The sequence below is a fragment of the Xenorhabdus doucetiae genome (assembly GCF_000968195.1).
GTDB lineage: Bacteria > Pseudomonadota > Gammaproteobacteria > Enterobacterales > Enterobacteriaceae > Xenorhabdus > Xenorhabdus doucetiae.
Map to the genome: position 1 here is coordinate 1,049,776 of NZ_FO704550.1, position 22,911 is coordinate 1,072,686.

The 22,911-nt window shown below is 52.9% G+C and carries 29 protein-coding genes; 26 read left to right on the forward strand and 3 right to left on the reverse strand.

Annotation, left to right across the window (positions count from 1 at the left end; translation table 11 throughout):
* Window positions 1-64: 64 nt before the first annotated feature.
* The 3 genes from XDD1_RS04940 to XDD1_RS04950 all read left to right on the forward strand — a co-directional run bounded on the left by XDD1_RS04940 (window position 65) and on the right by XDD1_RS04950 (window position 2,266).
* Entirely contained in the window at window positions 65-643 is a 579-nt protein-coding gene (locus XDD1_RS04940; protein WP_045969221.1) for a DUF2857 domain-containing protein, read from the forward strand.
* Between the two features lie 27 nt (window positions 644-670).
* The gene (locus tag XDD1_RS04945; protein ID WP_045969222.1) at window positions 671-928 is read left to right on the forward strand and encodes a ParE family toxin-like protein; all 258 of its coding nucleotides are present in this window, start codon (window positions 671-673) and stop codon (window positions 926-928) included.
* Between the two features lie 102 nt (window positions 929-1,030).
* Window positions 1,031-2,266 carry an STY4528 family pathogenicity island replication protein gene (locus XDD1_RS04950; protein WP_045969223.1) on the forward strand — a complete coding sequence of 412 codons (1,236 nt, stop codon included), beginning with the start codon at window positions 1,031-1,033 and terminating at the stop codon, window positions 2,264-2,266.
* 135 nt (window positions 2,267-2,401) lie between these two features.
* Here XDD1_RS04950 and XDD1_RS19335 read toward each other — a convergent pair whose 3' ends face one another.
* A complete protein-coding gene (locus XDD1_RS19335) occupies window positions 2,402-2,557 on the reverse strand; it encodes a hypothetical protein (RefSeq protein WP_156979644.1) in 156 nt (51 codons plus the stop codon).
* A 53-nt stretch (window positions 2,558-2,610) separates the two neighbouring features.
* Here XDD1_RS19335 and XDD1_RS04955 point away from each other — a divergent pair, with 53 nt between their 5' ends.
* The 13 genes from XDD1_RS04955 to XDD1_RS05010 all read left to right on the forward strand — a co-directional run bounded on the left by XDD1_RS04955 (window position 2,611) and on the right by XDD1_RS05010 (window position 13,512).
* The gene (locus XDD1_RS04955) at window positions 2,611-3,333 is read left to right on the forward strand and encodes a PFL_4669 family integrating conjugative element protein (RefSeq protein ID WP_045969229.1); all 723 of its coding nucleotides are present in this window, start codon (window positions 2,611-2,613) and stop codon (window positions 3,331-3,333) included.
* A gap of 1 nt (window position 3,334) precedes the next feature.
* Window positions 3,335-5,341, forward strand: coding sequence for a DNA topoisomerase III (locus tag XDD1_RS04960; RefSeq protein WP_045969231.1), 2,007 nt, complete (start codon window positions 3,335-3,337; stop codon window positions 5,339-5,341).
* 131 nt (window positions 5,342-5,472) lie between these two features.
* On the forward strand, window positions 5,473-5,679 hold the full coding sequence (locus tag XDD1_RS19340; protein WP_148886213.1) for a hypothetical protein: 207 nt from the start codon (window positions 5,473-5,475) through the stop codon (window positions 5,677-5,679).
* The gene (locus XDD1_RS04965) at window positions 5,655-6,119 is read left to right on the forward strand and encodes an STY4534 family ICE replication protein (protein ID WP_045969233.1); all 465 of its coding nucleotides are present in this window, start codon (window positions 5,655-5,657) and stop codon (window positions 6,117-6,119) included. Before XDD1_RS19340 ends, XDD1_RS04965 begins: the two co-directional genes overlap by 25 nt.
* Before the next feature lie 76 nt (window positions 6,120-6,195).
* Complete coding sequence (locus XDD1_RS04970) at window positions 6,196-6,405, forward strand: hypothetical protein (protein ID WP_045973341.1); 210 nt, start codon at window positions 6,196-6,198, stop codon at window positions 6,403-6,405.
* Between the two features lie 16 nt (window positions 6,406-6,421).
* Window positions 6,422-6,952 carry a single-stranded DNA-binding protein gene (gene ssb / locus XDD1_RS04975; protein WP_045969234.1) on the forward strand — a complete coding sequence of 177 codons (531 nt, stop codon included), beginning with the start codon at window positions 6,422-6,424 and terminating at the stop codon, window positions 6,950-6,952.
* 253 nt (window positions 6,953-7,205) lie between these two features.
* Complete coding sequence (locus XDD1_RS04980) at window positions 7,206-8,120, forward strand: Abi family protein (protein WP_045969236.1); 915 nt, start codon at window positions 7,206-7,208, stop codon at window positions 8,118-8,120.
* 422 nt (window positions 8,121-8,542) lie between these two features.
* A complete protein-coding gene (locus tag XDD1_RS04985; protein ID WP_045969238.1) occupies window positions 8,543-8,827 on the forward strand; it encodes a helix-turn-helix domain-containing protein in 285 nt (94 codons plus the stop codon).
* Between the two features lie 108 nt (window positions 8,828-8,935).
* Entirely contained in the window at window positions 8,936-9,469 is a 534-nt protein-coding gene (gene pilL2, locus XDD1_RS04990) for a PFGI-1 class ICE element type IV pilus protein PilL2 (RefSeq protein ID WP_045969240.1), read from the forward strand.
* Complete coding sequence (locus XDD1_RS04995; RefSeq protein WP_045969242.1) at window positions 9,469-10,170, forward strand: TIGR03759 family integrating conjugative element protein; 702 nt, start codon at window positions 9,469-9,471, stop codon at window positions 10,168-10,170. Before pilL2 ends, XDD1_RS04995 begins: the two co-directional genes overlap by 1 nt.
* Window positions 10,146-10,685 (forward strand): integrating conjugative element protein, encoded by a 540-nt coding sequence (locus XDD1_RS05000; protein WP_045969244.1) that lies wholly within the window; start codon window positions 10,146-10,148, stop codon window positions 10,683-10,685. The genes XDD1_RS04995 and XDD1_RS05000 overlap by 25 nt, the downstream gene beginning before the upstream one ends.
* Entirely contained in the window at window positions 10,682-12,745 is a 2,064-nt protein-coding gene (gene traD, locus XDD1_RS05005) for a type IV conjugative transfer system coupling protein TraD (protein ID WP_045969246.1), read from the forward strand. The genes XDD1_RS05000 and traD overlap by 4 nt, the downstream gene beginning before the upstream one ends.
* 8 nt (window positions 12,746-12,753) lie before the next feature.
* Window positions 12,754-13,512, forward strand: coding sequence for a TIGR03747 family integrating conjugative element membrane protein (locus XDD1_RS05010; RefSeq protein ID WP_045969248.1), 759 nt, complete (start codon window positions 12,754-12,756; stop codon window positions 13,510-13,512).
* Between the two features lie 91 nt (window positions 13,513-13,603).
* Here XDD1_RS05010 and XDD1_RS05015 read toward each other — a convergent pair whose 3' ends face one another.
* Together XDD1_RS05015 and XDD1_RS05020 are read right to left on the reverse strand one after the other, a co-directional pair.
* Window positions 13,604-13,957 (reverse strand): FxLYD domain-containing protein, encoded by a 354-nt coding sequence (locus tag XDD1_RS05015; RefSeq protein ID WP_045969250.1) that lies wholly within the window; start codon window positions 13,955-13,957, stop codon window positions 13,604-13,606.
* A 189-nt stretch (window positions 13,958-14,146) separates the two neighbouring features.
* The gene (locus XDD1_RS05020; protein ID WP_045969252.1) at window positions 14,147-14,848 is read right to left on the reverse strand and encodes a DUF5710 domain-containing protein; all 702 of its coding nucleotides are present in this window, start codon (window positions 14,846-14,848) and stop codon (window positions 14,147-14,149) included.
* A gap of 274 nt (window positions 14,849-15,122) precedes the next feature.
* Here XDD1_RS05020 and XDD1_RS05025 point away from each other — a divergent pair, with 274 nt between their 5' ends.
* From XDD1_RS05025 to XDD1_RS05070, 10 genes are read left to right on the forward strand one after another with little or no spacing between them, the layout of a single operon-like run.
* Window positions 15,123-15,455, forward strand: a complete 333-nt coding sequence (locus XDD1_RS05025) for an integrative conjugative element protein, RAQPRD family (protein ID WP_045969254.1) — start codon at window positions 15,123-15,125, stop codon at window positions 15,453-15,455.
* A complete protein-coding gene (locus XDD1_RS05030) occupies window positions 15,452-15,688 on the forward strand; it encodes a TIGR03758 family integrating conjugative element protein (RefSeq protein ID WP_045969258.1) in 237 nt (78 codons plus the stop codon). The genes XDD1_RS05025 and XDD1_RS05030 overlap by 4 nt, the downstream gene beginning before the upstream one ends.
* 32 nt (window positions 15,689-15,720) lie before the next feature.
* Window positions 15,721-16,098, forward strand: coding sequence for a TIGR03745 family integrating conjugative element membrane protein (locus XDD1_RS05035; protein ID WP_045969260.1), 378 nt, complete (start codon window positions 15,721-15,723; stop codon window positions 16,096-16,098).
* 10 nt (window positions 16,099-16,108) lie between these two features.
* The gene (locus tag XDD1_RS05040; protein WP_045969262.1) at window positions 16,109-16,480 is read left to right on the forward strand and encodes a TIGR03750 family conjugal transfer protein; all 372 of its coding nucleotides are present in this window, start codon (window positions 16,109-16,111) and stop codon (window positions 16,478-16,480) included.
* Window positions 16,477-17,133 carry a PFL_4703 family integrating conjugative element protein gene (locus tag XDD1_RS05045; RefSeq protein WP_045969264.1) on the forward strand — a complete coding sequence of 219 codons (657 nt, stop codon included), beginning with the start codon at window positions 16,477-16,479 and terminating at the stop codon, window positions 17,131-17,133. Before XDD1_RS05040 ends, XDD1_RS05045 begins: the two co-directional genes overlap by 4 nt.
* On the forward strand, window positions 17,130-17,960 hold the full coding sequence (locus XDD1_RS05050) for a TIGR03749 family integrating conjugative element protein (RefSeq protein WP_045969266.1): 831 nt from the start codon (window positions 17,130-17,132) through the stop codon (window positions 17,958-17,960). Before XDD1_RS05045 ends, XDD1_RS05050 begins: the two co-directional genes overlap by 4 nt.
* On the forward strand, window positions 17,950-19,374 hold the full coding sequence (locus XDD1_RS05055; protein ID WP_045969268.1) for a TIGR03752 family integrating conjugative element protein: 1,425 nt from the start codon (window positions 17,950-17,952) through the stop codon (window positions 19,372-19,374). Before XDD1_RS05050 ends, XDD1_RS05055 begins: the two co-directional genes overlap by 11 nt.
* Window positions 19,374-19,730, forward strand: coding sequence for a hypothetical protein (locus XDD1_RS05060; RefSeq protein ID WP_045969270.1), 357 nt, complete (start codon window positions 19,374-19,376; stop codon window positions 19,728-19,730). Before XDD1_RS05055 ends, XDD1_RS05060 begins: the two co-directional genes overlap by 1 nt.
* Window positions 19,718-20,116 carry a TIGR03751 family conjugal transfer lipoprotein gene (locus XDD1_RS05065; RefSeq protein ID WP_045969272.1) on the forward strand — a complete coding sequence of 133 codons (399 nt, stop codon included), beginning with the start codon at window positions 19,718-19,720 and terminating at the stop codon, window positions 20,114-20,116. Before XDD1_RS05060 ends, XDD1_RS05065 begins: the two co-directional genes overlap by 13 nt.
* Entirely contained in the window at window positions 20,116-22,878 is a 2,763-nt protein-coding gene (locus XDD1_RS05070) for a conjugative transfer ATPase (RefSeq protein ID WP_045969274.1), read from the forward strand. The genes XDD1_RS05065 and XDD1_RS05070 overlap by 1 nt, the downstream gene beginning before the upstream one ends.
* Window positions 22,879-22,911 lie beyond the last annotated feature (33 nt).

Sequence of the window (22,911 nt, forward strand, 5' to 3'; positions counted from 1 at the left end):
GTGGTCTGTTTTTCCAATTTGTTCACATCGTATTGATTGGCCTGATATTGGGAGGAAGCAGTGTATGAATCATTTATCGCAAGCGACCAACAGCCTGCTGATGCAGCTGGTAATGGATTTGAAAAACGGCTATATCCGCCGTTGTGAAGCATTGGGGCTGGCGCCTTCGGAAATGCAGATGTTGCAGAACCTGACCCTGGAGGATTTGCATTACCTGGGCAACAGCCCGGTGTCAGTACTGACCGTGCATATTCATCACAGCAACCTCGCCCGCATCCTGCATCAGGCGCGTCTTGAGCAGCAGCGGACACAGCGCATTGACCGGGCGCTGGGGCTGGGTGGCTCAATTGAAATGATGCGGTATTTTTTCGGCTTATCCAGTCTGGAAATCGCCGCCCGCCGGCGTATCGCGGGCATTGAAGTGCGAGCGGGGCGGGGGCTGGTGCTGACGGAAGCCGAAAACCGTGATTTATGGCAACGCTGGCAGGCGGCGGAGGTTACTGACGCAGACAGCGCGGCAGGGCTGGATATCATGATGGAGGTGGCGGAACAGAATGACGTCTCCTTAACCTCAGTCTGGAATGCAGTGAAAGAGTGGCAGCAATCCGCGTCACCGGGAATCGAACCCGCTACAACGAAATAGCGGCATGGCAGGGAGAGGAAGGAAACAATGTCAGGAAAACTCAGGGAAATTATGCCCGGCCTGCATGTACCGCTGACGGCACCGCTGTCATTTTGCCGTAAGGCGCAACAGCAGGTGCGGCGGTATCAACGGGGCGAGCGTAATTACGTCAGGCTGAAAGAAAAAGGGACGGGGTACTTGAAAATTAATGTGGGGCTGTTCTGGCGACTGTTAAGTCGCGATGGCGGAAAATCCTGGGAACTGATGCACCATGAACGTTACAACAATGAAATCCGCAAATCATAAAGTTTAAAGTGTTGTCATTCTGCATCCGGTTCAGGCATGGATACCGGGTGCAGCCCTGAGAATATTTTTTGAAGACTTAAACCTTGGAGATAAAGGAAGCCCATGGATTTGCCCGCAGACAGTTTAATCGCCCACACCATTGCCAAAATGAAAACCCGTCTGGAAACGCGTGCGGACGGGGATGTTTCACAACTTCGCAGTGGCCTGCTGTTTATGGGCAATATTCAGGATGCGTATCCCCGGCGTTTATTGCTGGACAGCCGTCTGTCTCCGCTGGATAAAACGGGCTGGATGATGATCCGCCTGTACGCGCAACAAAATGAAGGGGCGGTTTTCCCCAGTTATGACGAATTACAGGTGCTGCTGGCCTCGCCCTATAAAGGCAAGGCGTCTCGTGAAACCGTCAGCCGGGTGTTATTGATGTTGCGAATAACCGGCTGGCTGAGTTTATGCAAGCGTATCCGCGATGAGAACGGGCGGGTCAGGGGCAATATCTATGCCCAGCACGATGAACCGCTGACCTGCCGCGATGCGGAAACCTTCGACCCCGGTTGGCTGGATACGGTGGCCGAAGCGTGTCGCAGTAAAAACAGAACTATCAGCCAGACCGCCTGGGAGGTGCTGACAGAAATTAAAGCTGATCCGCTGATGCGCCATCGCCACAGTCATATCCGTTTACTGGAAGATCGTCTGGGGGTAGCGCAAACACCGCAGCAGGCAGTGATGCGACAGACGATAACAGCGTCATCCCCACAGCCGGCGATGCAAACTCAAACCGAACCCGGCAGGAAAATACCCGGTTCGGAAACCGAACTGAGTCGCCGAAAGTCGCAGCCTGAACTGAATTCGGAATCCGAACTCAGTCTAAAATCAACGAGTTATCGACAAACCACTAAACCGAACTGTAACGTACGTTCTTTCACACAGAGTGTGAATAAAAAAACGTACGTAGATCAGCAAGCTGGCATTTCTCTGCCTGAAGGGCTTTGCAGGCAACTGGAACCGGAAGATGTGGTGATGTTGACCCGTCAGTTGCAAGCGCTACCGACAGAACAGGGACAAGTGGTGATCATCAGTCTGGATAAAGCGTTAGCCGCAGGCAAAATCGATAATCCGGTTGGCTGGTTGCTGGCGATGATGAAGCGGGCACGGGAAGGAAAATTGTATGCGCAGCCGGGTGCGGCGGCGGCGGTTCTGCCTGTAAAAACACGACCAGTATTGGCGGAGGAAAATCACCGTCCGACGTCACCTGCCTCGCAGGCGCATGTCCGCAGTGTGGTAAAAGACATCCGTCAGAGACTGAATCTGGCAAAATATCACCGAGATGTCACCGGTTAAAAAATGCGCTTTGCTGGCACTGCCAGCAGTGACTAAAAAACCACCTGTTTATGATGGGCTGGCTTCCCGTGGAACGACTGGCGGGTCAGGATAACATTGTGTTTTTCCCTTATTCCCGACGGCGTTCCGGTTAAGTCAGGCTGCATAAAGCTTAGGTTTTGTGTCTGTATAAATATTGAACGCTGCTGGCACTGCCAGCATTGCCTGAAAAACAATCAATTTTAACATCAGGTCAATCCAGTCGATTTTTCCTTTTGTCTCATAACTGATTATCCATTGAGTCGCAGACACCTTTGCCCTGATAGTCCCACAGACCTATCCAGGCCAAACAGGAGTCTTGGTTCATGTCTGATTCTGAAGAAAAACTATCATCTCCGCCGCGTTTACGTGCCGGCGTATTAAAATCCGCTTTAACGATTGAACTGCATACTCACTATGCGATCCGGCTTTGGGAAGGGCGCAGACGGGAGGAGTTCAGCCATCCGCGTCAGTTTTCAGAGATTCTCGGTATGCCACAGGTGATCAAACGCGCCGGTAACATCAGTATCGATTCGGCCGCTGATAACCCTTATGCCGATGCCTGGCTGGTCAAACTGGAGCAGGCACTGGATGCTGCTTCCGAAAATCTTCAGCAGGGTATTGCCAGCTTGCAGGAAATTTTGACACTACCTGAACACATCACCTTATCCCCGGTTTCTTCCGTTGAACCGTTGAATATCGGTGTCTACAGCCATTCCCCTCTGGGCTATCGCTGTGTCTGGTTGCTGGTCGGTTTTGACCAACTGGCGATGAAAACCTTTCAGGCCTTTCATTACGGACTGATTTCACGCTCAGAGCGTGATGCGTCATTGCACAATGGCAGCCATGCCATCCGCCGGATTTACGGCATTGTGCGCTCTTACCGTTCACTGCCCGTTACCCGGCGTGATATTGAGGCAAAAACCCCAGCAGGCCTTGAGGCGATTAAACGGCTGGGTGAACCCCATACTGATATTCTGTCGGGTCAGTTGCGTTCAGCGTTCTCTCCACCGTTGCGTTCAGTTAAACAGGATGAAAGGAGGGCATGAGATGCCGCTTTATCTGTGTGAGAAGCCCTCCCAGGCCAAAGATATTGCCAGAGTGCTGGGCGTGAAGCAGCGCGGGAAAGGGTATTTCTTTGGTGCCGGTATCACCGTCACCTGGGCGATTGGCCATTTACTGGAGATGGCCGCGCCGGAACATTATGGTGAGCAATTTGGTCCGCTGTGGCGCATGGAAGTCCTGCCGGTTTTGCCTGTGCAATGGCAATGGGCCGTGAAAAAAGAGACCGCCGACCAATTTGCGGTCATTAAACAGTTATTGAAACAGGCGGATGAGGTGATTATTGCCACCGATGCCGATCGGGAAGGGGAAGTGATTGCCCGTGAATTGCTGGAGTATTGCCGTTTCACCGGACCGGTCAGGCGGCTCTGGCTGTCGGCATTGGATGACACCAGTATCCGGCAGGCCTTAGCGGCAATCTTACCGGGCGAGAAAACCGAACCGTTATATCAGGCCGGATTAGGGCGGGCACGGGCGGACTGGTTAATGGGGATCAATCTGACCCGTCTGTATACCTTGAAAGCTCAGGCGCAAGGCTTTGGCGAGGTGCTGTCCATCGGGCGGGTACAGACACCGACGCTGGCACTGGTCGTGAACCGGGATAAAACCATTGCCCGTTTTGTGCCAACCCCCTACTGGCAGGTGGTTGCCGGGCTGGAAAAAGAGAACACCCGTTTTCAGGCCGGATGGCTGCCGGCGGCAGAGTATTGTGATGAAGAGAAACGCTGTATCCGGCAGGATGCGGCTCAGGCGGTGCTGCAACAGTGTCAGCAAGCGGCGCAGGCAACAGTCATCGAAGTGAGCAAAACACGGCAGAAAACCCCGCCGCCGCGTTGTTTTGATTTGGGCACGTTACAGCAGGTTGCTTCCCGGCTATGGGGCATGGGCGCCAGTCAGGTGCTGGCAATTGCCCAGTCCCTGTATGAGACCCATAAGGCTGCCACTTATCCGCGCACGGATTGCAGTTATCTGCCGACGTCCATGCAGGCCGATATCCCGGTGGTTCTGACAGCACTGGCACGCACTGATCCGGCCATGACGGTCATTATCAACCCATTGGATAAGCAATGCGTTTCCCGTGTCTGGAATGACAGCAAAATCACGGCCCACCATGCCATTATTCCTACCCGGCATGCCTTTGATATCACCCGGTTAACCGCTGATGAGTTAAAGGTTTATCAGCTTATCCGCCAGTATTATCTGGCGCAATTTCTGCCGGCGCAGGAATCGGATGTGACCGAGGTGATGCTGGATATCGGCGGGCAACGGTTCCGGGTCAAAGGCCGGATCAATGTTATCACGGGCTGGCAGGCGCTGTTTGCCGATGAGACGGGAGAGCATCAAAAGGAAGAAGAGAAGGAGGCTGATTTACCGCTGCCGGCACTGGAGCAGGGAGACCGGTGTCAGGTGATTGACGCGAAAATCCGGTCACTGCAAACCAAACCGCCCGCCCCTTTTACCGAAGGGACATTGATTGCGGCGATGAAAAACGCCGCCAGTCTGGTCAGCGATCCGCAATTGAAGAAAGTCTTGCGGGAGAGTGCCGGACTGGGTACGGAAGCGACCCGTGCCAATATTATGGACACTTTGTTTAAACGGCAACTGATTGAACGGAAAAAACAACAGATTCATTCGACCCCGCTGGCACAGGAACTGATTGCCGGGCTGCCGGATGTGCTGACCCATCCGGGGATGACCGCATTATGGGAGCAGTCCCTCGATGATATCGCGCAGGGCAACGCACAGCTGGCAGTTTTTATGCAAAAACAGGTGCAATGGCTTCAGCATCTGATTGAACGGGGCAAGGCACAACCGCTTCACCTGACCTTACCGAAAACGCCGGTTTGTCCGGTGTGCGGCAGTATGATGCAAAAACGGCAAGGAAAAATCTCGCCGTTCTGGGGCTGCGTTCATTATCCGGCCTGCAAGGGAACGCTGAATGCCAGGGCAGTGACGCAATCGCGCAGGGTCAGGCGGGGAAATCAGAAAGCGTGAAGATCTGATTGTTGATTGACGGTTTGGTGTGGTGTTCTAAAATCAACCTTGTTTACCTGAATGATCTGTGAGCCTGCAAAGATCGCCTCCGGGTGGCTGGAAAACTCCTGTAGCCTGCAAGGGAGAGCGTCATGCGGTACATCTGCGCACCTTTGGAAGCAGATATTGCCAACACCAGGGCAATGAAGGTTATTTATCACTTATCAGCCAGCCAGACAACGTGCACGTCCGGCGCCCGGCGGGAAAACCACTCCCGTCAGGGAAGGGAATTTTCTCCGTCACACCGTATTTTTACCTCTATGGAGAACTTCTTATGTCTGAGAATACAACACCATTAACCAAAAACGACTATTTCAACCTGAACATTAAGGGACTGGGTTATTTGAATAACATTCGCCATGTCAGCACCGCCAGCGGCACGTTCCTGAGCTGTGTGATTAACGCGCTGAACGGGCCCAGTGATAATCCGGTCTATGTGCGTTTTGATATTACCGTCGTCGGCAAGGAGGCGACCAGTCTGGTCGGTCGTTGCCAGAAAGCGGTGGATGAGGATAAAAAAGTGCTGCTGGGTTTTACCCTAAGCAACCCTTCGACCGACATTTTTACCCTGAAACGCGGTGATCATGCCGGCGAACAGCGTGTCAGCCTGAAAGCCCGCCTGATCAAAGTCGACTGGATTAAAATTGGCCAGGAGAAAGTGTATCAGGCCGAACAATCCGACTCAACGCCGCCGCAGAACGGCATCACGCAACAAGAATATGCAGAAAACTCGTTCTGATAACTTGTTATCCCTCTGACTTGTCCTGAATAGCTTCAGGGCAGGTCCCTTTATGATCACAAAACAGGATACCGCCATGAATGTTGCATCAATTGGTTTTCTGGCCCTGCAATATTGTCATAAGCAATTACCGTTAACGGTATTGCAAACCCGTGTGGGCTTTTATATCGGAACGATGGAGGACGGCGTGCCGTGTTCCCGTGAGTCGGTGGAATATTTTGCCAGCCGCGTGCAGGCAGAATTTGCCCTGAAACAAGGGCAGTGGACACAACGTCAGTCAGTTTAACAGGGAGGAAAACAGTATGTCTTCACGTGGTATTAACAAGGTGATTTTAGTCGGTTTTCTGGGGCAAGAGCCGGAAATTCGTTATCTGCCCGCCGGCGGAACCGTGGCAACGCTTTCACTGGCCACCTCGGAAAGTTGGCGTGATAAACAAACCGGTGAACTGCGGGAAAAAACCGAATGGCATCGGGTGGTGATCTTCGGCAAATTAGCGGAAATTGCGGCGGAGTATTTGCAGAAAGGCACCCAGGTGTATATTGAAGGCCAGCTGCAAACGCGCAAGTGGCAGGATAACCAGGGGCAGGATCGCTATTCAACCGAAGTGGTGGTGAATGTGAACGGTTCGATGCAGATGTTGGGCAGTCGTCATGATTCAAAGAGTGCGGTACCTCAGCAGGCAGGGCATAAGTCGCCACAGCCACAGAAGCAGCCACTTTCTCAACCTCAATCCCAATCCGTTAATAAGGAAAGAAAAAACACGCGTGCGGTACAGGTTTCAGCCTTATCGGAAGAGGAAGACGTTGACTGGAATGATGAGATCCCTTTTTGAGCGGTTCTTTATTATTAACCTATTGCCCTGTTACCACAGGGCTTAGTGCTGTTTCAACAAGTAACAAGAAAATGTTATCTATCCTAATGATTCAAAAGGATTTACCTGTTTAAATAGCACTTTTTGCTAAAAAATATTGTCTCAGACAAGTATAATTCATCGCAAGTACACCTGCCACGCTGAGTCCCTGAATCAGGGAATGCGCAAATCGGCAGGTTTTTTTTTACCTGAATTTTACTTTCTGTGACATTTTATGACTACCGCTACACAAAAAAAGATTTATCAAAAGCGTCCGGAAGATATTTCTTTTCTTATTAATAAACTTCAGGAACGCGGCTTAATAATAAAAGAGCGTAAGGCTGCGGAACAGGCACTGACATTTATCGGTTACTACAGATTACGGGGTTATTTTTATCCTTTTTACATAATGGATGAACAGCGCATACCCCAACCGGTTGAGCCAAAGCATTTTGTCGAAGGCACCACGTTAGAAGAGGTTCTGCGGCTTTATGAATTTGATCGCAAATTACGCCTGATTATACTTGAACAAATACAAAAAGTTGAAATAGCACTGCGGACTTGTTTGTCTGAACATATGAGTGGCAAATATGGTGCCCACTGGTTCATGAATTTGGCTGTTTTAAGTTCGGATTATCAGTATGAAAACTTTTTTGGCCAAATTAATGAAGCTAAAGAAACCTTTATCGAACATTATAAGAAAAAGTATCACACGCCCAAATATCCGCCTTCCTGGATGATTACAGAAACATTGAGTTTCGGATCATGGTCGAAAATATATCAATCGTTATTGCTTGTTGACCAGAAAGCGATCGCACACCAATTTAATGTGAAAAGTTATGAGGTCATGGCCTCGTGGTTTCATACATTAAGCCATATTCGTAATCTTTGTGCGCACCATAATCGTATCTGGAACCGGTCTTTTCGGGCATTTCCGCCGAAAAAAGCGCGTGAATTGGAAGAACATATTACTAACCCAACCACGCTTTACAGTCGACTGGTTATTCTGAAGTATCTTTCCGCTCAGGTGTCTTACCATAATGGTTTAAAAACACAATTAACTGAATTAATGAAAGATAAACCTGGTTGTGTTAAATGGGAAACGATGGGATTTATTGATCATTGGGATAAGACATCACTCTGGCAGTAAAATATGGGATCTTTCGTTGCTGCATCCAGATTGGCATGGGCGACTGGCTGAGCAGTATCAAATACAGATAATTTGTAATAGCAGGAGAACGCCAGATAAAAATACAGAAACCGCCAGACAGAATTCACTGCCAGATGGAATGCCACTAACTCAGATAATTTACTTTACTGATTAAACTTACACGTTCGATTATTGAATTAGCTAACGGAATTCGTTAAAGTAAAAAAGCTATCGGCACATCCGATAGTCGGGAGGTCGCAGCCCCGTGTATCCAGCACTGGTAGGATTTTTCTACCAGTGTGTCTGCTTTCGCCTCTTCTATGGCGGTTCAGGCAGGGGAGACTCATGTCTCGCCGGTGGATACCCGGTACTGCGAACCCTGTCTGAACTACCACCAATAATCAAAAGAAGGGGAAGCAGGTATGACTATGACTCACACTCAGAAAGACTGGCACCCAGCCGAAATTATTTGTGCATTACGCAAACGTGGTACGACACTCGCCGCCGTTTCCCGCGAAGCCGGATTAAGCTCCTCAACCCTCGCCAACACCCTGTCACGCGCCTGGCCGAAAGGGGAATGGATCATTGCGAATTACCTCGACGTCCATCCCTCTGAAATCTGGCCGAGCCGTTATTTTGACCAGAATGGTCAGTTGATTGAGCGTGCGGCGCGCAAAGCGATTGCAGAAGGACCTTCAGAGCAATAGGCGATAACATTTTTATTTTTCCAAAGGCAGTTCCAGTTGTTGATTGAATAAATCCTGTTATTTCCTGCACAGTCAAGGGTATTTTATTGCCGGGCAGGAATAACAGGAATGAAAATAACAGTCTTCATTGGCGTCTTGGCCATTATCCTGACGGGTTGTCATGCCCCGTCAAAGACACCGCAATCTCAGCGTGCTCCCGAAAACGCGGTTACAGTCACGCAAATCACACGTAATATTCAGCCCGCCTTACCTGATATTTATCAACCAACGCGGGAAGTCGTCCGCTATGGACGTTATCTGCTGGTCAGCACTGACCCGACAGAGGCACAGCGTAACCCGCTTGCCCAACTGATTGATATTCATATCCCGGCTTCACAGAACCCCACAATTGCCGATGCCATGCGTTATGTGTTGCGCCAATCGGGCTACACGTTATGTGCGTCTGAAAAAACTAATGACCTCTTGTATCGCCAGCCACTGCCGTCGGTGCACGCTCAGTTAGGCCCTGTCCGGTTGCGCACGGCGTTGCAGATTATGGCCGGTCCGGCCTGGCAACTGGAAGTCGATGAGGTTCAACGCGTAGTTTGCCATTACTTGCGACAGGGCTATCAGCTCCCGCAATCTCAGCCGGGAGGCCGTTGATGAGACTAAACCGAATCGGTCTGGTGGCATACGTACTGCTAAGCGGTTCAGCATGGGCAGCCACACCGGCACCGTTAACGTCGCAGCCGGTGCAATCGGTGGAAAGCCAAAAGCAGTCCCTGGAAATCCAGGCTGAACAATGGGGATTACGGGCGGATGAATATCAGCGTTACCAGCAATTACTCAAGGGACCCAGGGGGATTCAGTCACCGGGACTTGACCCGCTGACGACGCTGGGGATTGAAGCTGAAAATGATACCGAGCGCCGCCGTTATGCCGAGCAGTGGGTCAAATCGGAATTTGCCCGCACCGAAAAAGAATTGCGCTTCCAGCGTGCAGTGGATGCGGCCTGGCAGCGGCTGTTTCCGGATGTGTTGCCGGTCAATATGGCAAAAACCCGTGAGGCTGATGGCCGTCTGGCACTGTTTGTCAAAGCCAACGATTGCCCGGCGTGTGACTCCCGTTTAGCCGAAGTCCTGACCGCAAATCAGCCGGTTGATATCTATCTGGTCGACAGTCAGGGCAATGATAACCTGTTACGGCAATGGGCCAACGCGCATCATATTCCCGTTGAACGGGTACGCAACCGGCAAATTACACTCAATCATGATGCGGGGTATTGGTTCCGGTTTGGGCGCGGCGTGATGCCGGTATTAATGCGACAGGGGGAACAGGGATGGCATATCACGTCATTATCATAAAATGGCTGGGTTTATTGCCCATTATCGGGATGTTATGGGTGAATGTCTGTTATGCCGAACTGAAAGTGATTGCTGATTTAGGCGGAAAAGATGCTTCGCCCTTTTATGACGGCATTAATGCGCAATCAGATAATTTTCCTGCGTTGCCATCGCATTTCTCACCAGAAGCAGCAAGTGAAGCCGTGATGTTGCCGGTCAGAACACCGGAACTGACGCCGGGGAAAGTGGCAAGCCGACCACTGCAACTGCCGGGGATTGGCGCATTGTTTCTGATTGGCGATGATCCCGGTTCACGCCAATGGTTAAACCAGAATGCAGCGCGGCTTAAGGCACTGCACGCCGTAGGTCTGGTGGTCAATGTCCGTGAGAGGGCGGGCTTACAGTCACTGCGGGCATCAGCACCGGATTTACTGTTATCGCCGGCTTCCGGTACCGAGCTGGCCCGCCGTCTGCAATTGCAACATTATCCGGTGTTGATCACCGCAACCGCACTCACTCAGCAGTTATCCCCATGAGCCGTCGTTACGTGATCGAGGCCCTGCTGCGCCCGGCAGTGGAGCTGAATACCGCAGTGGTGTCAGCCGTCGCCGCGTTTGTTTGTCTCAGAGCGCCTTGGGCCATCGCACTGGCACCGTCGGTGAGTTATGTGATGGCCGGCGGTTTTATGGGGCTGGCGGTGATACGCACATGGCAGGGTATTCAGGTGATACGCTATCGCAGAAACCTGCGCCGCTTGCCGCGTTATCAGATGAGCACAAAGCACATTCCCGTCAGTCATAAGCAATTGTTTCTGGGCAAGGGCTTTCGCTGGCAGCAAAAACATACCCAGCGTTTGCAGGATACCCGCCGGCCCGAAGTTGAGCGATTTGTGCAACCCTCCCATATCTATCAGCTTGCCCGCGCACTGGAGCGCAGAACCGAATACCGTTGGCCGACATTATCTGCGCTATTACGTCAAGACTCGCCATTTAATCCGGTGCGTCCGCTGCCGCCGATGGGGGGCAATCCGGTGATCCACGGTATTGAGCCACAGGAAGCCGAGGTATTTATGGATCTGCGCGAGCGGGTCGGGCATACCCTGGTGATGGGTACCACCCGTGTGGGAAAAACCCGGCTGGCAGAGTTGTTGATCACGCAGGATATCCGGCGCGGCGAGGTAGTGATTGTCTTTGATCCCAAAGGGGATGCTGACTTGCTGAGGCGCATCTGGGCGGAATCTCACCGCGCCGGAAGAGGTAATGAACTTTCCCTTTTTCATCTGGGCTGGCCGGAAATCTCAGCACGTTATAATGCCGTCGGGCGGTTTGGCCGGGTTTCCGAAGTGGCGTCCCGTCTGGCCGGGCAACTCAGTGGTGAAGGCAACAGTGCCGCATTCCGTGAGTTTGCCTGGCGGTTTGTCAATATTGTTGCCCGTGCTTTGGTGGCATTGGGGCACCGGCCGGATTACACCCTGATCACCCGTTATGTCAATAATATCAGCGAACTGTATCAGCTGTATGCCCGCAAAGTGATGGAAGAAAGGATGCCGGTATTATTAGCGCAAATCAGTCATTGCCTCGGTACGCTGAAAGAAAAGGATGTGCCGCGTAATATGCAGGGGCAGCCCGATGCCCTGCGGCTCTGGGCAACGGAAATCACCCTGAGTTCTGAGGCGGGTAAACAGTTGTATGACCCGATTTTGGATGGTCTGCGCTCTGCCGTGCGTTATGACCGTACCTATTTTGATAAAATTGTCGCTTCCTTATTACCGCTGCTGGAAAAACTGACTACCGGCAAAATCGCCGAATTACTGTCACCGGATTACCTCAATATGACTGACCTGCGGCCGATTTTTGACTGGGAGCAGGTGATCCGCAAAAGCGGGATTGCCTATATCGGGCTGGATGCGCTGTCTGACAGCGATGTTGCCTCAGCTGTGGGCAACAGTATGTTTGCGGATTTGGTGAGTGTTGCCGGACAGATTTATAAATACGGCATGAATGCCGGCTTACCGGTGCGCCATGATGGCAGGCTGGCGATTAACCTGCATTGTGACGAATTCAACGAACTGATGGGCGATGAGTTTATTCCGCTGATCAATAAAGGCGGCGGGGCTGGGATGCAGGTGACGGCGTATACCCAAACGTCGTCGGATATTGAAGCCCGTATCGGCAGCCCGGCCAAAACGGCGCAGGTGATCGGTAACTTCAATACCCTGATTATGCTGCGTGTACGGGATAACCGGACGGCGGAGTTACTGACCAGCCAGTTGCCCGAAGTGGAAATCTACAGTAAGACGCTGGTCTCCGGGCATTCGGATATTGCTGATGTTGAGCAGGGGCAGGATTTTACTTCCTCAACTCAGGACCGGGTAGGGACGGTTAAAACGCCGCTGGTGACCCCCGCAGAGATGATTAACCTGCCGAAAGGGCAGGCGTTCGCCTTACTGGAAGGCGGGCAGTTATGGAAAATTCGTATGCCCTTGCCAACGGGGGATGACGATGATGCCCTGATGCCGGCAAATTTGCAGAAAATCGCCGAGCAGATGCGTAAGCATTACCGTACCAGTGAATCCTGGTGGGAAGAGCACGGGTAACTTCTGATATGGCACAATCAGAATCCCCTTCCCGCCCGTCATCCCAACCACCGCGTCAACACGGTCTTTTGTATTGCGTGTTATGGGAATGGCCGTGGAAAATCGTCGGTTTTATTCTCATGTCCTGGCTATTCAGTTTGTTGCTGGAATATCTCGGTATGGCGTTTTTCTGGCCGGAACCGGGCGCGTCCCACAGCCGGCAGATGATGAAGACAGAACTGCAATATCTCTCCACAGAGTTTACCCAAAGCCTGTTATTGTCATCGCCATCGGTCACGGTTTCAGCATGGCTGGTACAGGCTTACCAATGGCTGTTTGTGGACAGCGGTTTTATTGGTTGGGTTCAGGGGCAATCATACTATCAGTTACATACCGGTAATGATTTTAGGCGTGAGTTTAATGCGGCATTACAGGGTGTATCGGGCTATTTGAGGGAGTACTGGCTGGCGGCGGTGTTTATCACGATGGTGACGCTGATCCGGCTAGCCATTCTGCTGTTATCCGTTCCTTTATTTGTGATGGTGGTGTTAGTGGCACTGGTTGACGGGCTGGGACGGCGCGATTTACGGCGTTACGGGGCAGGGTATGAATCCAGTTTTGTCTATCATCATGCCAAGCGTGGGATTAAACCTACCTGTACCGTTCCCTGTGTGCTGTATTTATCCTGGCCGGATACAATCTATCCCACGGTGATCCTGTTGCCTGCGGCGGTATTGCTGGGCATCGCGGTGGTGATAGCGGCCTCGATGTTTAAAAAGTATTTATAGTGCATGACGCTGGACGGAGGAAGGCAAAACGGGTTTTTGTTTTGCCTTCCTCCGTCAGCAGACAAGCCGCATCGCGGCGCGTCAGTGATGCTTATTCATAGATCTCTATTGATGTGACTTTGTAAGAGTCAAATTTGTACAAAAAGGGATTTGTAGGCGCTTGTATCTTATATATTTCTCTGGCACCAAGGTCTTGTATGGTGTCAATTGCATTACCCACTAAGGCATCCCCTTGATAAAGATTGAATTTAATAAACACACTTTTTAGTGTCTGAGTTGTATTATTTCTTGCATCACCTGCTATATATGGGATGCCATTTTGTCCATTGTCGATATGAAGGTTTGTGACTGAAACCCGATTCTCGTTATTGGCAAAAGATGAAAAAGTTGCCATACCAAGTACCACAGACAATGCAATACCAATCTTTTGAAAGCTGTTTCTCATATTATTATTCCTGATCTTTTTGATGTGTAAGGTGATTATCAATTTTCACATAGTTTTTCTATCATGGAAATTTTATTTTCTGCGTTCGTTCAGCCACATGATGATCTATTCTCCCAGAAATTCACTCATTGCCACCTGACTACATCTTCAGAATCCATAGGGTATAGAGCGCCATTAACAGGTTCTAGATTAATGCGAATATGTCGATAAAATACTCACCACCTGCGTCATCGATCCGAACCAGTCACCGGCGCTATGAATATCGCTGCCCGGATTTTTGAGATCAATAAGGCGATACTGGTGCGAAATATCTTCACAATACCCCATAAAAGGCCCATCAATACGATGCAGTTGAATAGTCGCCGCTTGCTCCTTGGAGGCCGGGAAAAACGCCCCGCCAACTTCCGCAAACATCTGCGTATCATCTTGCTGCGCGTCACAGTGCTCGCAGTGGTTTATCCAGTGCTGTCGGCGCAGCCGTTGGCTGACCGCTTTACGCAAGGTAGGGTGAAAGCCGGATAACACATTGCGCACGGTGGTGGGAATATCGGCGACATAAAAGAGGAAAGCCGGGCGGTCCTGCTCTGCATAGCTCACTTCAGTGCTGATGTCATCGTCATCTTCATTATTGTCTTCCAGCATCTTATGCCCGGCCGGCAGCATAAACGCCGTCACCGTGGTGGGCTCCTGACAGTGCGGGCAGGTTGTCCGGGTCTGGGCGAGATACCAAAAGGCGGCATGGACATTGTAGAACGGCAGCCAGTTCATAAACGGGGTCGGATCAAAACTGTCGTCGATATACCAGATATTGGCCGCCGCATCCCAGTGTGCGCCCAGCTTCCGCACCTTCTCGTATTCATTATCGGGGACATGTAAATCAATCCGCAGCATGGGGTTTCCTTCATTGTTAAACGGTTATACCCGTCGTCTTTCAAGCTGCCTCTTTGTTGGCTGCGCTCATTCACCCCGGTCACATAGTTATCCATGCTCCCGGGGATCCATTCCCTTGCCGCCGCGATGCAACTTGAATCCATTGGGTATTAATCAAATAAATAAGTCAGACTATTTAGCTAATTTTCATCAAAGCATAAAGAGTTTATTGCTGATTTGACCTAAAAAAAACCGCATCCTCGGCATCCTGAACTCCATGACGAGGTGAATAGTTATGCGCTGTTGCTTTTTTTCCCTGTTCCGTGCGGCCTGTCTGCTGGGACTGACGGTATTGTGTATACCACTTGCACAGGCTTCCGAAAAAGATGAACTGGCCAGTGCAAAACGCCTGATTGAACAGGTGCAGGTTGCACTGGAACGCGCCAGCATCGCTGAAAAGCCCTCTGACCTGTCAAAATTCCCGCGTTATGACTTCGATTACCGGCGTATCAAGGCCGATCTCAACACGATTAAGGCGGGTATCGATCACTACCTGACCCCTTCCCGTGCCCAGCCCGGTGAGAGCACGCCGTTATCCGGTCAATACCGTCAGGAACTCACCCGATGACCGCCGCCCAACGCAATGCTTTTGAAGTGGCCTCAGGGCATTTTGATATCCACTTTTTGTATCTAGTGTGTGTCGGATTTTTCCTGGCCACGCTGTTTCTCTGGGCGGCCTGGGCTGCGGTGGATGTCTGGAACGGCTGGGCGAATGAAAAAGTGCGTAACCAGACCCTCAGCCAGTTTGCCCTGCGAACCGCGATGTTATTGGTCGTGGCGGTCTGGATGTTTGCCGGTTAGTGCGTGTAACACGATAAAAAAGGAAACCGAAGATGAAGCAAATTTTTACTGTCTGGCGTCGGATCAGCATCAATCTGATAACCAGAATCAGTACGCTCTTTTTACTGTTTGGCTTTTCCTGTCAGTCCGCCCGGGCGGATTTACCCGCCATCGAACCCCCAAAAAGTGGCGGCGGGGCGGGATTGCTGGGGCAGCTGAAAGGCTATGCACAGGACAGCATTGTCATCGGGGGACTGATCCTCTCTGCCGTGGCGTTCTACAAGGTTGCCGCCGCTGCGGTAGAAACCTTTTCGGAAGTGCGGGATGGCAAATCCACCTGGACGCAGTTTGGTGCCATCATCGTGGTCGGTGTGGTGCTGCTGGTCGCCGTGATTTGGCTGCTGGCGAAGTCAGCCAGCATTATCTTTTAAGGTGCCGCTTATGCAGACAATACCGTTCTTACCTGACCGATTAAATGCCGAACCTGTCGTGTTTCGCGGTTTCACCACCCCGGAAATGGGGCTGGCCGCATTGGCCGGGCTGGCATTCGGGCTGATAGTCAGCCTGCCCCTTATTCCTCTGGCGGGTTGGGTCATCATCCCCACCGGAATACTGATGATGCCGCTGCTATTGATTAGCTTTGGCGGTCGCTGGCTGGCTCACCTTAAGCGCGGCAAGCCGGAGAATTATATCTGGCTGAAGCTGGAAGAGAAAAAACGCCGGCTGGGATTCGGTGATCCGGCACTGATTATTGCGGCACAGGGCTGGTCTTTACGCCGTAGCCGATTTGTTGGCAGGAGGCATCGAGAATGAGCCGGTTTCGCCATGCGGTAAAAAACCGCGATCAGCATATTCTGACCCTGCGGGTGGCCTGCGGTATTCTGGTGGGCGTTCTGCTGTTGAGCCTGACCGGGTGGATGTCGGCACCACGTAATCTCACTATCCATAATCCGCCGGATTTACGCACCGGCAGTACCCGCCCGTGGTGGGAAGTGTCGGCACCCAGTGTTTACAGCTTTGCCTTTTATATTTTCCAGCAACTGAATGCGTGGCCGAAAAACGGGGCACAAGATTACCCGACCAAAATATATGCTTTATCCCCGTACCTGACGCCCGCCTGTCAGGATTTTCTGCGCGAGGATGCCAGAACCCGTGCTGACGGGGGAGAGCTGCTCGATCGGGTGCGGGTGGTGTATGAACTCCCCGGCCGGGGTTATGAGACGCACAGTGTGACGGTACGTGACCGGGATAACTGGGTGGTCCGGCTGGATTTGGTGGCCGATGAATATTATCACGCCGAGCCGGTTAAACGGGCGCTGGTGCGCTATCCGCTGAAAGTGGTGCGCTGGGAGGGAGATGCAGAACGTAATCCTTTCGGGCTGGCCTTGGATTGCTATGACGGTATGCCGCAGCGTCTGGAAGCCATGCCGCCACCACCGGCAGAGAAAAAAGGAGTGTTTCAGTGACCTGTTCATTTTGCTATCCACGTCTTTTATTGGGATTTTTCAGCCTGTTGCTGTTCAGCATCACGGCAAAAGCCGATGAACTGATGACATGGGAGCGTATCCCGTTATCCATTACGCTGAAAGTCGGTCAGGAGCGGATTATTTTTGCTGACCGGAATGTGCGTGTCGGTTTGTCCCCGTCACTCAGTGAGAAATTGCGGGTGCAAAGCGCAGGCGGGGCAATTTACCTGAAAGCGGGCAGTGCCTTCCCGCCCGCCCGCCTGCAATTGCAGGACCGCGAAAACGGCGAAATAATCTTACTGGATATCACCGCGGCCAAAACCGGACCAACGGAACCGGTACGTATTATTTATCCGGATGAGAAACGTACGGCCTCAACAGCAGCCGCACCGGATCAGACAAAGCCCGAACTGTCGGCACCGGTTCCCGTGGCACTAACCCGCTATGCGGCCCAGCAACTTTATGCGCCGTTGCGTACCGTAGAGCCGGTCACGGGAATTCGTCCGGTGAACCTGCATTTACCCGCATCCATCACCACCCTCTATCCGTCAGAACCGATCGAAATTATCCCGCTGGCCGGCTGGGGAGTACATAATCACGCCGTGGTGGCACTAAAACTGCGCAATACCACGCAACACAAAATCACCCTCGACCCGCGCGCCTTGCAGGGGCAATTTGTCACGGCGACGTTCCAGCATCGCTGGCTGGGTGAAGCGGGGACGGCGGAAGATACCACCGTGTTATATCTCGTCACTAAAGGATTGCCGGACAAGGCCTTTATAGCTGAACCGGTCACTGTCAAACCGGGAGGCCGCCATGCCGGTTAACGCCAATGCGCTGGTAAAAGTTCTGGTGCCGACGGTGTTGGTTATCGGCGGATTTATCGGCATCAAAAGTTGCAGTTCAACGGAGACTGTGCCGGCGGCTGCCTCACAAAATAATGTGCTGGCCACATTGTCTCCGGAGGAGTTACAGGCTCTGGGCGTCGGCGGTGATACCCCGGAAGATACCCTGCGCACCCTGATCGGGGCACTCAATAAAGTGCGGACAGAGCAAAAACAGTTAAGCCGGCAGAATGCCGATATCCTGAAAGAAAATGACCTGTTACGCAATCAAAGTCACGATGTGACGGGGCAGATAGATGCCGCCGTGGCCGCTATCCGCAAAGAAGATGAACAGCGTCAGCGCGAGTTGCAGGATGAGCAGCAGGGCTTACTGGCGCAGATTGATTTGTTAACCGAGCGGTTAAATGCAACGCCGCTGCCGGCGCAGGACAGTCATCTGCCGTTTGGCGCAGCAGGGACAACCAGTCAGTATGCTGCCGATCCTCTCCGGGGGCAGGAGGAACTTATCTGGGTCACCCCGGCTGATGAAAAGCCCTTTGATCCGCAACATCTGGCGGCCGACAACACCACGGCGCGGTTTCCTGCCTCTTTTTTAAGTGAACAGTCCGCCACTGAACCGGCTCCGCCATCAAATCCGATACAAAAAGAAGAACACGAACAGCCGGTCTATACCCTGCCTGAGAATGCCACGCTGGTCGGCAGTCAGGCGATGACCGCACTGTTGGGTCGTGTGCCCGTTAACGGCACAGTCACTGACCCCTATCCGTTTAAAATTCTTATCGGCAAAGACAACCTGACCGCCAACGGCATTGAACTGCCGGAGGTGGCAGGGGCGGTTGTTTCCGGCTCAGCCAGCGGCGACTGGACCCTCTCCTGCGTGCGCGGGCAGGTCAACTCCATCACCTTTGTCTTTAACGATGGCACCGTGCGCACCTTACCGGGGGCAGGGCAAAACACCAATGGCAGTGCGAATGGTATCGGCTGGCTGTCGGATGAAAACGGCATTCCCTGCATCAGCGGGGAGCGCAAATCCAATGCCGCCACTTATTTACCGAGCCTGTTTGCCCTCTCCGCGATAAATTCAGCGGGGGAGGCCTTTAACGACAGCCAGCGTACCGCCCAGACCAACGGTGCCGGCGGTATCACGACCGCTTTAACGGGTAATGCCGGACAAGCCGCGTTGGGGAAAGCGCTGGCCGGGGGCATGAATGAAATGACCGACTGGCTCAAACAACGTTACCGCCAGACGTTCGATGCGGTTTACGTTCCGCCCGGTGCCCGGTTAGTGGTGCATATCACACAAAGCCTGGCCATTGATTATGCCGCGAAAGGACGTAAGGTGCGCGATGGCTTGAGTGAGCCCGCCCAACATCACCATCAGGAAGCCTTAGATTAATGGAAAAGATTGCCCCTCAATGGCTATTCAGCGCGGGTTTCCCGTATTGCCTGCAAGTACACGTTACGCCGCTGATTGAACCTGAGCTGGTTCAGCTTTACTGGCGGTCTGTGCGTAAAAAAGCAGGCCGGTTGTACTTGTCAACCCATCGGGAATGTCAGCTGCTGGGTGACGGTGATTTTACCGTCTTTCGCCTGACCGAAACGCAGTGGCAGGCCGTGGTTGAAAACAAAGCAGAGGCCGAGCCTGAACAGTGGGAACGGCTGCCCTTTACCTTATCGGAACTGGCGGTACACCCCGAATTTGCCACCTTTACCAGCATTGGAGCCACGGAGACCGAACCATGCGCAAACTAACCCCCTGTTTAGTGTTGAGCTTAATCGGACTGCTGGCCGGCTGTGCGACCTCGAAAGAGACCCTACTCCCTGCCGGGGAGCAGACGGTGCTGGCGATGTGGCAGGGGAGCCAGGCCAGTACGACAAAACAGGCAAGACAAACGTTACGTCGTGCTTTAACCCCGGCCGAACGGCGCAGGGCATTAGAAGCGCCTGATGGTTACAGCCGTTCGGCGGCGCAGGAAATCAGCCAACAGTTTCCCCGCTTACCCAATCCCGATATGGTGATGTATGTCTTCCCGCATCTGGCCGCCGGCAATACCCCGATACCGGGCTACAGCACGGTATTCCCGTTTTATCAGCAGGTACAGTATGCCCTGCCGGGTGAACGCACGGAGGCACCGTAATGCAAAAGCAAAACTTCAACGCCCTGAACCGCTCCGGCAAGCTGCGTGAGACGGATGAAGCGGCGATTTACCGGGCGAATCCATCCATTATCGATTACCTGCCCTGGGTGGAATATCTGGCAGACGCGCAGTGCCTGTTACTGGATGACGGGATTTCTGTCGGTGCGGTCTACCGGATTGACCCCATCGCCACGGAAGGGCGCCCGGTTGCGCGGTTGCTTGAAATCCGGGATCAACTGGAAGATGCGATTCAGGACAGTCTGGAAGAGGACGATATTTCGCCGTGGGTGGTGCAGTTTTTTTGTCAGGATGACGATGATCCGGCCGCTTATCTCAAGGCGTTACGGGGCTATGTCAAACCGTGGGCGAAAGGCACACCGTTTACTGACGCCTTTCTGGCGGAATCAGCACGTCACCTGAGCAGCATTGCCCGGCCTGAGGGAATATTTCAGGACAGCTTAATCACCGGCCAGCCTTGGCGGGGGCAGCAACGCCAGACCCGGATGGTGGTTTACCGGTGGCTTCCGGCCACGCGAAAATCCCGCCATGACAGCCAGACTTTATCGGCTGTTGCCGCCCTCAATCAGGTCTGCGAACGGCTGGTCTCATCGCTGGCGGCGGCCGGTGTGGTGGCCCGTCGGCAAAACGGGGAACAGATCCACAGCTGGCTGTTACGCCATTTTAATCCGGCGCCGGACTGGGGGATGGCAAAAGCCGATTTTTACCGCACCGTGGGTTACGAACCTCCCACGCCGCCCGATCTTCCGGTCAATAATGATTTCGCCGAAAGCCTGTGGTTTAACCCGCCGGTGTCTGACCCACAGGCCGGGGTTTGGTGGTTTGACGGTCTGCCGCATAAAGCGGTGCCGGTTGAGCGTCTGCGCCGTCCTCCGGAGCCGGGCCTGCTGACGGGGGAGGTGAAACGGGGTGACAATATCAATGCCCTGATGGATATGATGCCGGAAGGAACCCTGGTTTCTCTGACCATAGTCGCGCAGGCGCAGGATGTGCTGGAGGAGGATTTTACCCGGCTGGCGAAAAATGCGGTGGGGGACAATACCGGGTCAGCCCGTGTCCGGCAGGATGTGCAGGAAGTGAAAGAACTGCTGGGGCGGCGGCATAAACTGTACCGCAGTGCGCTGACCTTTCTGGTGCGGGGCAGGGATCGGGATGATATTAACCATCGGGTGCTCCAATTATCTTCCACCCTGCTGACCGCGGGATTACAGCCGGTCCGGCCGGAATTCAGTGTCTCTCCGCTGAATGCCTATCTGCGGGCTTTACCGATGTGTTTTAATCCGCAGAAAGATCAAAAGCACTGGCATACCCGCCTGAGCTGGGTTCAGCATCTGGCGGGGTTATTGCCGGTGACCGGACGTTCGACCGGAACAGGCCATCCGGGGTTCAGCTTCTTTAACCGGGGCGGCGCGCCGCTGACCTTTGATCCGATGAACAAACAGGATCGCACCCAGAATGCCCATTTACTGCTGTTTGGCCCGACGGGAGCCGGCAAATCAGCCACCCTGTGTGCCTCGCTCATCCAGCTGATGGCGATCCACCGGCCGCGTCTGTTTATTGTGGAAGCAGGCAACAGTTTTGGCCTGCTGGCCGATTACTACCAAAGTCTGGGGCTGACGGTCAATAAAATCGGTATCAAACCGGGCGGTGGGGTCAGTCTGGCGCTGTTTGCCGATGCGCATCAGTTGCTGCAACTGAGTCCCAACCAGCTGCGGATTAATGAGGCCGATATTCCTGAGACGGATGAAGCACAGGAAGAAGGCGATGAACAGCGCGATATTCTGGGGGAGATGGAAATTGCCGCCAGGCTGATGATCACCGGTGGTGAGAAAAAAGAGGAAGAGTGCCTGACCCGCTCTGATCGCGGTCTGATCCGTGAAGCCATTATGATGGCAGCGCAAACCAGTTTTGACGGGGCGCGCCAGATGATAGCCTCAGACTTACAGAATGCGCTTTATGCCATTGCCCGTAATCATCAGCAGGATGAACACGGCCAGCCGTTAATCACCGCACACCGGCGGGCACGGGCGGATGAAATGGCCGGTGCCATGTCGATGTTTACCCAGGGGTTTGAAGGGGAGCTGTTTAACCGTCCCGGCACCCCGTGGCCGGAGGTGGATGTCACCCTGATTGATCTGGGTACGCTGGCCCGTGAAAACTACTCGGCCCAGATGGCACTGGCAATGGTTTCACTGATTAACAAAGTCAATAACCTGGCCGAACGCGATCAGTATCAGGATCGCGAACTACAACTGGTGATTGATGAAGGGCATATCACCACCACGAACCCGCTGCTGTCGCCCTATATGACCAAGGTAGTGAAAATGTGGCGTAAACTGGGTGCGTGGCTGTGGCTGGCCACCCAAAACCTGGCCGATTATCCGGATACTGCCGAAAAGATGCTGAATATGGCGGAATGGTGGCTGTGTCTGACCATGCCACCGGATGAAGTGGAACAGATCGCCCGTTTCAAGAAACTGACCGAAGAACAAAAAGCGGTGCTGCTCTCTGCCAGTAAATTACCCCGCTGTTATACCGAAGGCGTGGTGCTGGCGAAAAAAATTGAAGCGTTGTTTCGGGTGGTGCCGCCGAGCCTTTATCTGGCGCTGGGGATGACGGAAAAAGAAGAAAAAGCCGAGCGGCGGGCGTTAATGCGTGAGCACCAGTGCAGTGAACTGGAGGCAGCGGTATTGGTAGCCAGAAAAATGGATGTGGCGCGGGGGTTACGGGGAAATTTTGTGTAACTGGCAAAAAAACGGACTGATAATTTGACCCGT

Coding starts and splice junctions, on each gene's coding strand:
- XDD1_RS05035 (WP_045969260.1), top strand. CDS start 15,721: ATGAAGCAAATTTTTACTGTCTGGCGTCGGATCAGCATCAATCTGATA.
- XDD1_RS04970 (WP_045973341.1), top strand. CDS start 6,196: ATGAATGTTGCATCAATTGGTTTTCTGGCCCTGCAATATTGTCATAAG.
- XDD1_RS05055 (WP_045969268.1), top strand. CDS start 17,950: ATGCCGGTTAACGCCAATGCGCTGGTAAAAGTTCTGGTGCCGACGGTG.
- XDD1_RS04965 (WP_045969233.1), top strand. CDS start 5,655: ATGTCTGAGAATACAACACCATTAACCAAAAACGACTATTTCAACCTG.
- XDD1_RS05060 (WP_045969270.1), top strand. CDS start 19,374: ATGGAAAAGATTGCCCCTCAATGGCTATTCAGCGCGGGTTTCCCGTAT.
- traD (WP_045969246.1), top strand. CDS start 10,682: ATGAGCCGTCGTTACGTGATCGAGGCCCTGCTGCGCCCGGCAGTGGAG.
- XDD1_RS19340 (WP_148886213.1), top strand. CDS start 5,473: ATGCGGTACATCTGCGCACCTTTGGAAGCAGATATTGCCAACACCAGG.
- XDD1_RS04945 (WP_045969222.1), top strand. CDS start 671: ATGTCAGGAAAACTCAGGGAAATTATGCCCGGCCTGCATGTACCGCTG.
- XDD1_RS05065 (WP_045969272.1), top strand. CDS start 19,718: ATGCGCAAACTAACCCCCTGTTTAGTGTTGAGCTTAATCGGACTGCTG.
- XDD1_RS04995 (WP_045969242.1), top strand. CDS start 9,469: ATGAGACTAAACCGAATCGGTCTGGTGGCATACGTACTGCTAAGCGGT.
- XDD1_RS04940 (WP_045969221.1), top strand. CDS start 65: ATGAATCATTTATCGCAAGCGACCAACAGCCTGCTGATGCAGCTGGTA.
- XDD1_RS05070 (WP_045969274.1), top strand. CDS start 20,116: ATGCAAAAGCAAAACTTCAACGCCCTGAACCGCTCCGGCAAGCTGCGT.
- XDD1_RS04950 (WP_045969223.1), top strand. CDS start 1,031: ATGGATTTGCCCGCAGACAGTTTAATCGCCCACACCATTGCCAAAATG.
- XDD1_RS05000 (WP_045969244.1), top strand. CDS start 10,146: ATGGCATATCACGTCATTATCATAAAATGGCTGGGTTTATTGCCCATT.
- XDD1_RS05020 (WP_045969252.1), bottom strand. CDS start 14,848: ATGCTGCGGATTGATTTACATGTCCCCGATAATGAATACGAGAAGGTG.
- XDD1_RS05015 (WP_045969250.1), bottom strand. CDS start 13,957: ATGAGAAACAGCTTTCAAAAGATTGGTATTGCATTGTCTGTGGTACTT.
- XDD1_RS05045 (WP_045969264.1), top strand. CDS start 16,477: ATGAGCCGGTTTCGCCATGCGGTAAAAAACCGCGATCAGCATATTCTG.
- XDD1_RS05030 (WP_045969258.1), top strand. CDS start 15,452: ATGACCGCCGCCCAACGCAATGCTTTTGAAGTGGCCTCAGGGCATTTT.
- XDD1_RS05010 (WP_045969248.1), top strand. CDS start 12,754: ATGGCACAATCAGAATCCCCTTCCCGCCCGTCATCCCAACCACCGCGT.
- XDD1_RS05025 (WP_045969254.1), top strand. CDS start 15,123: ATGCGCTGTTGCTTTTTTTCCCTGTTCCGTGCGGCCTGTCTGCTGGGA.
- XDD1_RS04960 (WP_045969231.1), top strand. CDS start 3,335: ATGCCGCTTTATCTGTGTGAGAAGCCCTCCCAGGCCAAAGATATTGCC.
- XDD1_RS04955 (WP_045969229.1), top strand. CDS start 2,611: ATGTCTGATTCTGAAGAAAAACTATCATCTCCGCCGCGTTTACGTGCC.
- ssb (WP_045969234.1), top strand. CDS start 6,422: ATGTCTTCACGTGGTATTAACAAGGTGATTTTAGTCGGTTTTCTGGGG.
- XDD1_RS05040 (WP_045969262.1), top strand. CDS start 16,109: ATGCAGACAATACCGTTCTTACCTGACCGATTAAATGCCGAACCTGTC.
- XDD1_RS04985 (WP_045969238.1), top strand. CDS start 8,543: ATGACTATGACTCACACTCAGAAAGACTGGCACCCAGCCGAAATTATT.
- XDD1_RS04980 (WP_045969236.1), top strand. CDS start 7,206: ATGACTACCGCTACACAAAAAAAGATTTATCAAAAGCGTCCGGAAGAT.
- pilL2 (WP_045969240.1), top strand. CDS start 8,936: ATGAAAATAACAGTCTTCATTGGCGTCTTGGCCATTATCCTGACGGGT.